Below are 13,587 nucleotides of genomic sequence, written 5' to 3'. Positions count from 1 at the left end.
TTGGTAGTTTTCTGATCTTTTCTTAAAAAGAATTACAGATGTTAAATTAATTGTTTGTGTTTTTTTCTAAAAATTTTTCTTTTCACAATATTTAAAGAATATAGTTCTTTTTTTCTCAAAAATATAATTAATTTTTTTTCATAAAAGTTATATTGATTTTAATTGTTTTTTTTATTAAAAAAGCCAATTTCAAAATTTTAGACTTTGATCAAACAAATGATGCGTTTTGTAACCTTATAAAAATACCAGGAGGTAAAATGGACGCTTTACATTCTTATCGATCTAAGATCCCTACAATTATTGAGGAATGTGATAAGAACGAAACTCCATCGGCTCAAGTATCAGATTCAGAATCTCTAGAACAAGACGATAATAATAAACCGATTCCACAGTTAAATATAAGTCGTGTGGAGTCTCTAAAAAAGAAATCCTTAGATGCAGGCTCTGTAAATAAAAAAATAGTCCCCCCTTTAAGCCAAACTAAAAAAAGCTTTTCCCTGACCGAGCTTAACCCTTGCAACCCATTACACTTATCTCCAAGAAGCGACTCAGTTCAGAGCCCTAAAGGCTATACTTTTGTCATGAACCAGATTTATCCGGCAACAAGGGCGGTTTTTGCCGGCGCTGAATACGCAGCCCCTTTGTCTCCGGAAGATTTGTTTTCCAATAAAGAAGCCATCTTAGATGGATTACTTAATCTTTCCCTTCCAATGAGACGAAGTCAAATAGAAGCGCTTCTTGATTTCATCGAATTAAATAGAAAGAAACTGCTTGAATCTGACTTGCAATACCCTCTTCTTGTTCATATGCTCTGCAATTATTCACAAAGCTTTGATCTCCATGTTGAAAAAAATGGAAGGTTTCTCATTCATTTTCTAAATACAAAAAATAAAGAGAAATGGTTAGACACCTCAGGCGCTTCAACCGATTGGCTTCTAGCATGGAGCTGGCTTGGGACTGTAACCAAACTATATGCTTATGGAGTTTCAAAATTATCTACAGAGGGTTATAGACTTGAAGAAGCCATAGAAAATTCTAAACAAGCTCAATTAAACTCTGAGAAATATCTAATACTTTATAATGGTAAAGAAAATTTCCCTACGCTTCATGCCATTTCCTATTTAAACATAGACAAGACAGCCGAAAAGCAAATTATTGTTATGGAAAGGTATGCGACGGATTTGGAAAAAAGGATGAGGGCATTGCACGAAAAGGGCCGATTCTCTCTTACTTCTTCTCCTTTTCAGGACGATAAATTTAAATTACGTTTATTCTTACAAATTCTAAAAGCCGTCCAATTGATGCATGCTCAAAATCATATTCATGGTGATGTTAAACCAGAAAACGTTCTTTTAGATTTTGAAGATAACCCTTGCTTAACAGACTTTGGGTATACCGGAACTGTTGACGAGAAAAGAAAAGAAACCGGAACTTTTTGCGGTTCGCGATCTTATTTGCCATTTGAAAGGTACAGCCAAAGAAGGGTTAAAGATCCAAAAGCCCCTGATAATTGGGGTCTGGCTTGCATATTATATTTATTGATCTTGGAAACCTCGGTTCCATGGCATAATGCGGCATTCGTTTCTACGGCAGCACCTGTCTTATATATTAAGAATTTTTTTCAAAAATACAAAGATAGTGAAATTCCAATTATTAAATTACTTGCCGATATGATGAACCCTCACAGTACTAAAAGACCGAAACTTGATGAAGTGGAAAAAAGGATTAATGAAATTGAAGCGTCTCTTTCTACAGAAACTCCGAAAAGTTTCCGTGAAATCAAAGTAGAAATTTCAATTACCCCCCGTAGAGGCAGAAGTTTAACTGAAATTAAAGAGGAAAAAATTGGTTCATCCAAAAAGGGGAGTATTCTTACGATCCTAGAAGAGGAATCAAGTGAAGAAAATACCGCAATAGAAGACAAACGCCAAGAAGCGCTACCAAAACTAAAAGAAAAAAAGAAATGCAAAAAAAATACCGCCAAGCCTTCCCGTTCTAAACTAGTTTTTAGTAGTAGAACTAGGCCAAGGCCGCTTGTCAGATCACCCCTATCATTCCAGGAACTTCCGCTAAGAGCTAAGAAAACCGAGAAGGTTAAGGAAGAAAAGGAAAAAGAGATAGAGCCGCCCTCCACTAAAAGTGAGGACACGTTAAGTGAGGAGCTTCCGAAGCTATTATAAGCCGAGCATATTCTCGGCTTTTACAACCTCATCAAACTCTTTTTCCGTGACGTATTTTAATTTTAAAGCAGCTTCCTTTAAGGTGAGGTGTTTTTCATGTGCAAGCCTTGCGATTTCAGCGCACTTATCATAACCGATAAGGGGTTGAAGGGCAGTGACAAGCATTAAGGATCTTTCCTTGTGGGTGCTAATCGTTTTTTGGTTAGCTTTAAGTCCATCGACAAGGTATTTACGGAAGCAATTCATGGCATCGCCAAGAAGGGTGGCAGACTGTAGAAAATTATAAATGATGAGCGGTTTAAACACATTGAGTTCAAAATTTCCTTGCGAGGCTCCAAAGCTAATGGCGGCGTCATCACCAAAAACTTGAATGCCGACCATAGTCATGGCCTCGCATTGGGTGGGATTCACTTTTCCGGGCATTATGGAAGAGCCGGGCTCATTTTCGGGAAGAATAAGCTCGGATAACCCGCATCTTGGACCGGATCCCATCCAACGGATGTCATTCGCAACCTTTATGAGGGCGGCAGCGAGTGTTTTTAAGCTGCCGCTTGCGAAAACAAAAGCTTCGTGACCGGCAAGCGCTGAAAATTTATTGTTATCGGCTCTAAAAGGAAGCTTTGTTTCTTTTGAAACAAGTGCGGCTACCTTTTTTCCAAATAAGGGGTGGGCATTTAGGCCTGTCCCGACAGCTGTTCCCCCTATTGCTAAAGGGTAAAAACCCTTAGCGCTTTCTAAAATGGCCTCTCTTGCCATTTCAAGTTGGCTGACGTATCCGGAAAATTCTTGCCCTAAAGTTAAAGGAACGGCATCCATTAAGTGAGTCCTGCCAATTTTTATAATGGAGGAAAATTCCTTCATCTTTTTCTTAAAAGAAAGGATGAGCTTATCAAGCGAGGGGAGAAGCTCATTATGAATTCTAGTAGCAGCCGCAATATGCATGGCAGTTGGAAAAGTATCGTTTGAAGATTGTGATAGATTGACATCATCGTTTGGATGGACAGGATACTTACCGCCTTTTTTTTCTCCCGCAAGTTCATTGGCTCGGTTGGAAATGACTTCATTCACATTCATGTTGGTTTGGGTTCCGCTTCCTGTTTGCCAAACTTTAAGTGGAAAAAAGTCATTTAACTTACCCTCGATAATTTCTCTTGATGCTTGGATGATAAGATCTGCTTTTTCTTTAGAGAGGAGCTTTAACTGAAAATTAACTTTTGCAGCGGAAGCTTTTAAAAGGGCAAAGCTTTGAATCAATTCGAAAGGCATCACTTCAGATCCAATATCAAAATATTTCATTGATCGAGCTGTCTGGGCTCCATAATAGCTGTCTTTAGGAACTTCTACGATTCCAAGACTATCTTTTTCCTGACGCATTTTCATAAAGGCAACTTTCCTAAAGATAATAAGATTGGTTTACAATTACACTTTTGATTGTTAATATTTTCAAGCTTTGGATTTTTCGAAATCACCATTCGATTATTAAATGGCTCATTTTATCAAGTAAGTGCGAATTTCAAAAAATCTTTTACCGAATGATACCCTTTTTAAAACGGCTTTTTTTTACTCATATACTAAAAAATAATTACAATGATGCAAAATCTTACTCTAGATGGGAGTTTTCCCTTTCAAGGCTTAGCCTCTTCCAATAGCGAAAAAAAAACTTTGAATATTGAGGCGCTTTTTTTGCTGCTTATCAAAGTAAAAGAAAATACGGCAACCGGAAGTGAGCTTCAAAAAGTTAAAGAAGAAATAAATAATCTTTCAATGGAAGCACTCGATGCGCTGCTTTCCGAACTTTCTTACGAAATTATAAAAACAGATTCTTCCAATAGGTTGGAAGTGGTTTTAGAGTTAATTCCAAAAAACAAAATGGAACAGCTTTTAACTCATAAAGGGCACTCTTTTGATATTGAAGCGGTCGCAAAAGAACTATCCGGAGCTTTACAAAGTCTTGAGTGTGTTTTAGAAGCGGAAACAAAATCAAAAATACCATCAAAACTGGAGCAAATGTTCAAATTTGTTTTAAGTTTTCTTCGAAACATCATAGATACTTTTTTAATCGCTTTTACCCTGTATGATATAGGAAAAGACCCTCAGTCGGCTTGGGAAGCGTCTGCAATGCTGGACATCTATTATAAATTTTTTATGCTGCCTACTCTTGTTTTTCTAGTTTTTAAAGTAATATTTCCAACCGTTACCTGGCCAGCCGTTTTATTAACGTCAGGGTCCCTTCTTGCGATTGTCACTTTTTTAGTCCTTTATGTTAAATATTTAAGACCTTGTCCTGATCAGCTGCCTCATTGCGAAGCTAATTTTACAAAAGATGTGAGGGAGGGAAAAATAAGGCGGATTGCCGGAAGAAGCGATGAAATTGAAAGAATGCTAAATCAGCTCTCCGGTTCTCAAAAAAGGCTTAAAAAGCATATTTTGCTTGTCGGAGAAACAGGCGTTGGCAAGACAAAGCTTGTTCAAGGTTTGACCGAAAGAATAGAATCTCCTCATTATAACGGCCCCTTAAAAGGAAAAAAAATATTTCAGGTCAGCACAGCAAGTTTACTTCAAAGCACCTACTATGGTTATGCGGATCAGACTAAATACCTTTTAAACAGGGCCGGCGATCTAAATAAGGTTATCTTTTTCTTTGATGAGATTCATGCAGCCTTTAAAAATGACTCTAACCTGTCCAATTTTTTAAAGCTAATCTTCGATAAGGAAGACTTTCTTTGCATAGCAGCGACGACCGACAAAGAGTTCAAAAAGTATATAGCAGGAGATGAATTTAAAGAGTATCTTACAAAAGTGGAAACCAGGGGCGGAGAGCCAGGGCTGGTAGAGGATGCTGAAAAAAACGCAAAGAAATCTGAAAATTTGGGGGATACTGCCTTTTTAGGCCGCTTTGAGGTGATTGAAGTAAAGCCCCTTGAAAAAGAGGCCGTTAAAGAAGTATTAAAAGAGCAAGCCGAAACCTTTGAGCCATCGCTAGAGGTTTCAGAGGATGCTTTAGATGAAATCATTTCGATTGTGGAAACTCAACCTAAAAAAAAATCAAGTCCGGACGCCGAGCTATCTTTATTCTTAAAAGTTGCAAGTCAGGCCGCACGTGTCTTGGAACCGAATTGGTGTCCTAGGAAGCTTCAGCAATTAAAATTAAAAAGAGAAAGCTTTCTTCAAGCTTGTAAAAAGAATTTTGATTTAATCAATCCCTATTCGTCAAGCAGTATAGCTTTCAAAAAAGATCTCAAGCATGTTAGTGAACAAATTGAAAAACAACAGTTAGAGCTTGTAAAAGTGCAAGAATGGCTTAAGAAGTTTCAAAATATTCAAAACATCAAAAAAGCTTACCCCTTTCAAATAAAAAAAGATGTTGAAACAGTAGCCGCCCATAAATATAAAAATGAGACTCAAAACAATAAATTATTTTTTGATTTGCTTTTTTTAAACCCGGCTATCGCTAAAGCTTTAGACGAAGTAAAAGAAAAACTAGAGCCTTATTCAAAATATTTTAATGAAGAAATTCCCCCCTTTATTACCAGAGAAACCCTTAAAGCTTTTCTTATTGATTAAGACTTTCTCGGAAGAGAAAGTTTTACTTTTAAGATTATCAAGATTTATGGCATGCTCTAGGATTTAGTCTCGGGCTTTTTATCACTTAATTTGTAAAAGATTTGTTTGAGAGCGATGCTTTTTCAAACGTTAGGAAAGTCGATTTATCAATTTAGAAAGTGATTTTAGCTTAAAAATGTATTTTGTGAAGTGTTCATAAAAATTTGAACCCCATTTTTATTTTTCGAAATGTGAATTTCGAAATTTAAATCGGGTTCTAACAAAAATCGATAGTTCAATTAAAAAAAAGAGGAATTTATGTACTTGTCATATGCTTTTGTGGCAGGATGTGGGCTTCTTGCGCTCGCATACGGTATTTATATGATCCGAAGCATCCTGTCGCTTAGCGCCGGCAATGAGCAAATGCAAGCTATTGCCACTGCCATCCAAGAAGGAGCTCGCGCTTACCTTAACCGGCAGTATCAGATCATTACTATTGTAGGACTTATTATTTTTGCAGTACTAGTTTGGATCTTGGGCTGGGCTGTTGGAATTGGGTTTGCAATTGGCGCTTTTTTGTCAGGGCTTGCAGGATATGTGGGGATGAATATATCCGTCCGCGCTAATGTTAGAACTGCTGAAGCTGCAAAACATGGCTTAGAAAAAGCTCTCGATGTCGCTTTTAAGTCTGGGGCTGTCACCGGGATGCTAGTGGTCGGTCTTGGTCTTTTGGGTGTAAGTCTTTATTATTTCACTTTAAGGGAAATGGGATATACCGGAAGAGCTCTTTTAGAGCCTCTTGTAGCTCTCGGTTTTGGAGCGTCGCTTATTTCAATTTTTGCTCGTCTTGGCGGGGGCATATTTACAAAAGGTGCGGATGTCGGTGCGGACCTTGTTGGAAAAGTTGAGGCCGGAATTCCGGAAGATGACCCGCGTAATGCTGCGGTGATTGCGGATAACGTTGGTGACAACGTAGGCGACTGCGCTGGAATGGCGGCAGACTTATTTGAGACTTATGTGGTAACAATTGTCGGAACCATGCTTCTTGCAGGCGTTTTATTCACAGGAGGGCTCTCTTATCTCTTGGATACGATGCTATTTTATCCCCTCGCAATTGGAGCAGTATGTATTTTAGCTTCCATCTTAGGAACTTTTTTTGTAAAGCTTGGCAAGTCAAAAGATATTATGGCAGCCCTTTACCAAGGCTCGCTCGCAACGGCTATTTTTTCAGGTATTGGAATCGCAGCTGTTACTCATTATCTAATTGGTTTTGACACCCAGTATGTCATGGAAGGAAAAGCCTACACAGGTTTGAACTTGTTTTATTGTGCCCTTGCAGGTCTTGCAGTAACTGGCCTCTTAATGAAAATCACGGAGTACTATACACTTGGCAAGTATCGTCCGGTTAAGAGCATTGCCGAGGCTTCAACAACAGGCCATGGCACTAACATTATCCAAGGACTTGCAGTTTCTATGGAAGCTACAGCTCTCCCAGTCATTGTTGTTTGCGCAGCCATTTTATTTTCATATAATAATGGAAACTTATATGGCATTGCAGTAGCCGCAACTACCATGCTTGCTCTTGCCGGTATGATTGTCGCGCTTGACGCTTATGGCCCTGTAACAGACAATGCCGGCGGAATTGCTGAAATGTCAGGCTTGCCAAAAGAGATTAGAGTGACAACAGATGCTTTAGATGCTGTTGGAAATACAACAAAAGCTGTGACTAAAGGATACGCCATAGGATCTGCCGGACTTGCGGCGATAGTGCTTTTTGCAGCTTTTCTTGAGGACTTGAAACATTATTTTCCGGATATTGTTCCGAACTTTGAACTCCAAGACCCTTACGTTGTAGTAGGACTTTTCATTGGAGCTCTCTTGCCTTATTTATTCGGCGCTCTCTGCCTGAAAGCAGTTGGCAGAGCCGCAGGATCTGTTGTGGTAGAGGTTAGAAGGCAATTTCGTGAAATTAAAGGACTTATGGAAGGAACCGCAAAACCTGATTACAGTCGCGCGGTCGATCTTCTCACACGTTCAGCCATTAAAGAAATGGTAATACCTTCCTTATTGCCGGTTTTAGCTCCCATTGCCGTTTATTTTGTTGTAAGCGCCTATGCAGGACAGTCTGAAGCCTTTGCAACTCTTGGCGCTATGTTGCTTGGTGTTGTGGTTACAGGTCTTTTTGTCGGCCTTTCCATGACTTCGGGCGGTGGTGCATGGGACAATGCAAAAAAACTGATTGAAGAAGGGAACTACGGCGGTAAAGGCTCAGAGGCTCATAAAGCAGCTGTGACGGGCGATACTGTCGGCGATCCCTATAAAGATACTGCGGGGCCTGCTATCAACCCGATGATAAAGATAACAAACATTGTTGCTTTACTGCTCTTAGCAGGCTTAGCAGCATGGATGGCGCGCTAACCCAACTTGGAAAGCAAAACCTTTTCTTTGCAATCTAAACTTAACCGAGGGAATTTTGTTCCCTCGGTTATGACTTCAAGAACTCTTTTTTAACTTAAAGTTATTCAGTGTTAACAGGTTTATATCAAGATTTAGCAAATTGTTGTGACATGATTACTCAAAAAGCCTATTCTGATGAAGAGTATTGTCTCGTACGGACAAGTGTATCATAAAATTCTTTCCAGTTATCCTTTAGAATTTTGTATAGTAGCTTTATAAGAAGTTAGTGTTTTAAAGACTTCTCAAGACATGGTGACGCATCTACCTTTTTAACAATAAAATTTTAAATTGAATAATATAAATTAGAAATTATCAAAATTATAACCGTGTGTAAGAAGATTTCTATAATTTAATTTTAATTAAATATTGATTCAGATATATTTTTCGGCATATTTAGAAAAAAATTAGAATAAAAAAAAATACGCTCTTTAACAAAAATATTTATTATTTTTATTAATACCGGCACATGCTACTTTTTAAAACACTCAAATTGATTATTAGCTTTTTCTTATTTAAAAAAGAATGTAATAATTAATTAAAAATTTTTTGTTTGTTTGTTTTATTCGGAAAGTCAAAAAAAATTTTTTTTGCTAATGAACAAATTAGGTTGTTATGAATGACTCTACAGTTAGTTCTGGGGATGGATCCCCAAGGCAGATACCTTCCTTCTTTAATCAATTTGAAGGGGTTCCAACCGCTTCTCTTAATGGAAGAGCAGTAACTCTGCCGGTTCCTGTGCCGTCAAGAGCGGGACGAGAGATAAATGGAAAAAGCAATTCTCCAACGTCTGATATTCTTTCCGGTCAATTTGTTGCGATAATGGATTATCTTGATAATCCGGAGGAAGCGCAAAAGCAACCTTTGCAATTTCGAAAAGTTTCTGATTTTTCTGCGCAAACATCTTCACCTTTTGCGCCAACACCTTTACCTTTTCAGTTTGTTCCTAATTGCTGGGATCATAGACTCTTTCAAGGACCAACGGACACAACCCTTGTAAGCTTGGGTCTCAACACGTTAGATTTGGAGAAAGAGCTTTTAAAGGGTATTCTTACAAGGTTGGAAACTGGAGAGACAACAGTTGAAGATATCAATTATTATTTCCAGGAATTAGGCAATGATGCTTTTGAACTATCACAAGTTTTTCGGCATATGCCCAAGGGTGAAACTCATTTGCATTTGACCGGTTTACCGAATGTCGAAACTTGGATCAAGTGGGCTCAAGATGCGAATCTTTGGTTTGAAAAAGACACTTTCAAATGTATTTCTACAAAAGAAAAAGAAGCTTTTGACGCGAAACTAAAAGAGTTAAAGGCCCAACGAAAAGAGCTCACCGATAGAAAAAGAGGATCGAAAGACTATAGCCATACGAATGAAACAAGCTTTAGCCAAAACGATAGAAGTCAGCTGGAAGAAGTCAAAAAAAAGCTTAAGAAATTAGAGAAAAAGAAGTTTTTCCCGGCTTCAATGCTGACTGAAGATAGCTCTCTTGAAGGAGAGTTTAAAGCTAAAGTGACCATTCGCGCTGAAGAGAAGAAATGCCATAGCAAATTTTTTAAAACGTTCGGGGTTTTTGAGAGAATCGCTAACTATATACCAGCTCAATCATTCTATGAAGTCCTTTCAAGATACGCAAGAATTGAGAAACTATTCTACGTAGAGACGAGCAAAGGGTTTGAAGCGATTTTTGAAGAAAATGAAAAAGAAAAGTTGTTAGATCAATTTCCAAAAATGAAATCCCAATGCAATACTTCCTCCTCAGAAGAAGACATAGCAGAAGAAGAAGAAGTGAGTTCGGATTTAGACAGCATAAAAACTTTTGATGACCCCAAGTCTTCATCTTGTTCCTCAGATGACGAAAGTTTAGACCTTGAATATGACGAAACTTTAGATGCTATTTTTTCAGATCCAATAAAACTCACAAAATTTATGGAAAAATGGATCACTCTTTTAGAGCCTGCTGTCAAAAGATCCGTGCTTTTTTATGAAGAATATCTTAATTCTATAGACCCTCTTTTACAACCGCAAAAAAATGATAGTAAAAGTGTTTATAAGTATCATTTAGAGCCGACAAGAAGCCGATATATTAACGTTGATATCAATCGAGCCCAGCATCTTCTCCTGTTTTTAGCGGATGTTTTAGTAGCATTTCAATTGATCAAACTTGAGTTTGAAAAAGGACTCTCCCGAGTTGTAGGAGTGGTTGTTTCCGGACCTGAGGATTCAAGTAATGCCCTTCGCTATAGGGATAAACAATTTATGGCTTTGGATTTTCTAAGAAACCGGTCTGTTTATAAAGACATAGTTCCTTTAAGCCTTCATGCAGGCGAACTTACAGCAAACGTAACAGCCTCCGAATATATGTATAACGCTATTAAAGATTGCATATCATTAGCTAAACCCAATCGCTTAGGCCATCTCCTTTGCCTGGAATATGAAGATAATTGGGAGGAAACCGTTGAAGAGATAAGGGATAAAATTGGCGTTGAGATCTGCTTGCGAAGTAATGATAAAATGTTTGGGAAAAAGGATAATCATCCGATACTAAAACTTGCCCAAAAAGGGATTGGTTTCACACTTAATACCGATGATCCCGGGGTTATTGGAACTTCACCTCATAGTGAACGCGTCGAAGTTTATACACGATATAGAGACTTAGCCAATTTAACTTATGGTAAGTTTAAAAATATGGAGCGAGGCCATCTTAGGCATGGATTTGCGAGAGGGGAGCAAATTTATAAGCCATCTACTCCTTTTCACTTTGATAAAGGAACCGCTGAGTTTGATGAGGGCATAGCCGAGTTTGTAGAAAAGACCTCCTATCAGTTTAAAGAAGGCTTTGAAGGGTGCTATCTTCCGAATTGGGAGCCATCAGAAGAGGCTTTAGCTCTTTTACAAAGCTCGCCAAAAGCAAGGCTGCAAGTAGATATGGAAAGAAAGTTTTATGAATTTGAAAGAAAGCACATCATCCCGAAAATGAAAATTTGGGCTAGGAAAAAACTGAGCAGTTAATTCGATAAAGCTTTTACATGAGCAAGAGAGCATTCGGCTATAGCCTTAGGATTATAGCCGCCTTCCAAGATAGAAATCACTCTACCCTCCGCATGCTCTCTTGCTATTTCTAGAATCGCGCGGCTTGCTTTTTCATACGTTTCTGTCCGGATTCTAAGACCTCCTAAAGGATCAAGAATATGAGCGTCAAACCCGCAGGAAATAAGGATGCACTCCGGTTTAAAACGTCGCATCTCGTTCACTAAAAGATCTTGATAAGCATAAAGGAACGTCTCATTGGTGTTCAAATCAGGGGAAATAGGGAAATTAAGATTGGCTAAATAACCTTTGTTTTTTCCTTTTTCATCAGAAAAACCTGTGAAAGGGTATATATCTTCTTGGTGAGTGCTAAAGTAAAAAATATCCCCGTCTTCATAAAAAATATCTTGAGTGCCGTTTCCGTGATGCACATCCCAATCAAGAATTAAAATTCGTTTAAGTCCGTGTTTTTTTTGCAGATGCCTAGCCGTAATGCCGGCATTATTAAAAAGACAAAAGCCCATTCCCTTTGTAGCTGTCGCATGATGGCCGGGAGGTCTAACGACCGCAAAGGAGGTAGGGAATTTTTTTGAAAGAACAAGATCGGCCGCTAAAAGAGAGCACCCGACCGCCGTTAAAGCCGCCTGAAAAGAATTTAAAGTCAGCGCTACGTCTCCAGTTGATAATAAAACAGGATCATATAAAGGGGCTTCCGAAGACTCTTTCTCGGCCAAATCTACGTAGGTTTTATTGTGGCAGTACAATAGGGAATCCCTAGGGGCTGGCTCTCCTATGAAAAAGTTCTTTTCAGTCAAAAGATTTTGACTTTCAAGGGCTGTAAGGATGGCAGATAATCTATGAGGAGACTCAGGGTGATCTCGGCCCGTAAAATGGCCGAGCATTATAGGATTTGAGACAATTGCGGTTTTCATATTGTTGAAATACTCTATTATCTCAAGCCATCATAGTGGATGGCCTGAGATAATAGAAAGGTCTTATTTCACTCGGGAAACTAACTGATTTCTTGGAACAACGCTCTTTGCTCCAAGCCAAATGCCCCAAACGGCTTTTGCAAAATCAACGCTTTTGACTTGACCTTTTTTTACACCGTTGATTTCGACTTCAATGATGCCGCCGGGAATCCAGCGTATCACCTGTTTATCGTTAATTTTGGCGTTTTCATTAAAAAAACCAAGGAATTGATCGATTTGCCCGCTAAGCTCTTTTTGCTGCTCATGGCTAAATACCTTCTTAAAGGTATCCATGTAGCCATCTTTTATAGTTCTTGAATCTACATCTCGAACCCAGATCAAAGTCAATTGCTTGGCTTTATCGTCGTTAAAAATTTGATTGAAGATATTTTTACTATTTACATCGCCTAAATTTTGCAAATAGTGAGCCACACTATAAACTTTTACAAAAAATTTCGTTCTCGTTGAAACGCCGGTCGCTTCCAAGTTATAGTTAGTGCCTTCATTCGTAAATGAAACGGAAGCTGGAAAAGCTTTTCCTGTTGTTTTGTCAAGAATTGTGTCTTCAGCATTCAAATGGGTATTCATCAAGGCGCCAAAGCCAAAAATTAAGGTTAATAGGTGATTCTTCATAGTGTCTCCTAAGTTTAAGTTATAAATCTTTCAATTTCCGTCAGATCTTTTGTATTTTAAGCGAATCATTGAGTTGAGAATCATAAATCAAAGCAAAGATCTCGCCAAAGTAAAAAGATTCATCTCGGGGTGTTCATTAGACTTCTTTCGAAACTCCATTCAATTGTTAAAATAGTTGGTTTGGCATCTTTTATCCTAAATTTACATAAAACCAGCCCATTCTTCCAATCAAAGCGAGTTTCGGAAGAAGTCTATTAAAACCCAAGCTTATCCAAAACGATCTTTTTATAGACTGAGGGTTTTAGCCCCAGTCTTTCTAAAGAGATTTCGTTATATCTCTTAAATATCTTAAGACCTTTGGATGCTTGAGTCTATTCTTTCATCTTAGGAATGAGACTTGAAAGAATCCATGCCGGGAAAAGCTCTTTATCAGTTATCAAAAATCAAATCGGAGAAGATAAAGGTTCTTAAAATTCCAAACCGGTCTTCAATTCCGGTTATAACATAAGGAATTTCAAAGGGCAAATGTTTCAAATCCCGCTTTTAGCGAACTCAAAGCGATTCTGTCAGAAGAGACGCCCCAGTGCGTAATTGCCATGTAATCAAGCTGTTAGAAAAAAAATAAAAAAAGGGAAAAAGGCTCTTGCGAAAAAACGAGTGTCTCATGTAGATTAATAACTTCTTTCGAACGACGGTTGAAAAAAACAAGTAAACTGAAAAGCGAAAAAACACTGAAAGCCCTGAGCTTCAGATAGATGTTTGACAGTGATCAAAAG

The 13,587-nt window shown here is 38.2% G+C and carries 7 protein-coding genes; 4 read left to right on the top strand and 3 right to left on the bottom strand.

Annotation, left to right across the window (positions count from 1 at the left end; genetic code table 11):
* Nucleotides 1-257 precede the first annotated feature (257 nt).
* Entirely contained in the window at nucleotides 258-2,180 is a 1,923-nt protein-coding gene (locus tag CSEC_RS04825) for a protein kinase domain-containing protein (protein ID WP_154017630.1), read from the top strand.
* On the opposite strand, the gene fumC is transcribed toward CSEC_RS04825, so the two are convergent.
* Nucleotides 2,175-3,554 (bottom strand): class II fumarate hydratase, encoded by a 1,380-nt coding sequence (fumC, locus tag CSEC_RS04820; RefSeq protein WP_041017515.1) that lies wholly within the window; start codon nucleotides 3,552-3,554, stop codon nucleotides 2,175-2,177. The two genes, CSEC_RS04825 and fumC, sit on opposite strands and share 6 nt — an antisense overlap.
* Before the next feature lie 213 nt (nucleotides 3,555-3,767).
* Here fumC and CSEC_RS04815 point away from each other — a divergent pair, with 213 nt between their 5' ends.
* The 3 genes from CSEC_RS04815 (at nucleotide 3,768) to CSEC_RS04805 (ending at nucleotide 11,189) form a co-directional block, all read left to right on the top strand.
* Nucleotides 3,768-5,744, top strand: a complete 1,977-nt coding sequence (locus tag CSEC_RS04815) for an AAA family ATPase (protein WP_041017323.1) — start codon at nucleotides 3,768-3,770, stop codon at nucleotides 5,742-5,744.
* A gap of 297 nt (nucleotides 5,745-6,041) precedes the next feature.
* Nucleotides 6,042-8,141: a sodium-translocating pyrophosphatase gene (locus CSEC_RS04810; protein WP_041017322.1), complete on the top strand. Its 2,100-nt coding sequence runs from the start codon at nucleotides 6,042-6,044 to the stop codon at nucleotides 8,139-8,141.
* 651 nt (nucleotides 8,142-8,792) lie between these two features.
* Nucleotides 8,793-11,189, top strand: a complete 2,397-nt coding sequence (locus CSEC_RS04805; protein ID WP_041017321.1) for an amidohydrolase family protein — start codon at nucleotides 8,793-8,795, stop codon at nucleotides 11,187-11,189.
* Here the strand turns inward: CSEC_RS04805 and CSEC_RS04800 are convergent.
* Entirely contained in the window at nucleotides 11,186-12,139 is a 954-nt protein-coding gene (locus CSEC_RS04800) for a histone deacetylase family protein (protein WP_041017320.1), read from the bottom strand. The two genes, CSEC_RS04805 and CSEC_RS04800, sit on opposite strands and share 4 nt — an antisense overlap.
* A 63-nt stretch (nucleotides 12,140-12,202) precedes the next feature.
* A complete protein-coding gene (locus CSEC_RS04795; RefSeq protein WP_041017319.1) occupies nucleotides 12,203-12,811 on the bottom strand; it encodes a chalcone isomerase family protein in 609 nt (202 codons plus the stop codon).
* Nucleotides 12,812-13,587 lie beyond the last annotated feature (776 nt).

Origin of the sequence: Criblamydia sequanensis CRIB-18, from assembly GCF_000750955.1 — a bacterium.
GTDB lineage: Bacteria > Chlamydiota > Chlamydiia > Chlamydiales > Criblamydiaceae > Criblamydia > Criblamydia sequanensis.
Note: the sequence above shows the minus strand (reverse complement) of the source record. Positions and strands in the feature narration are given on the sequence as shown.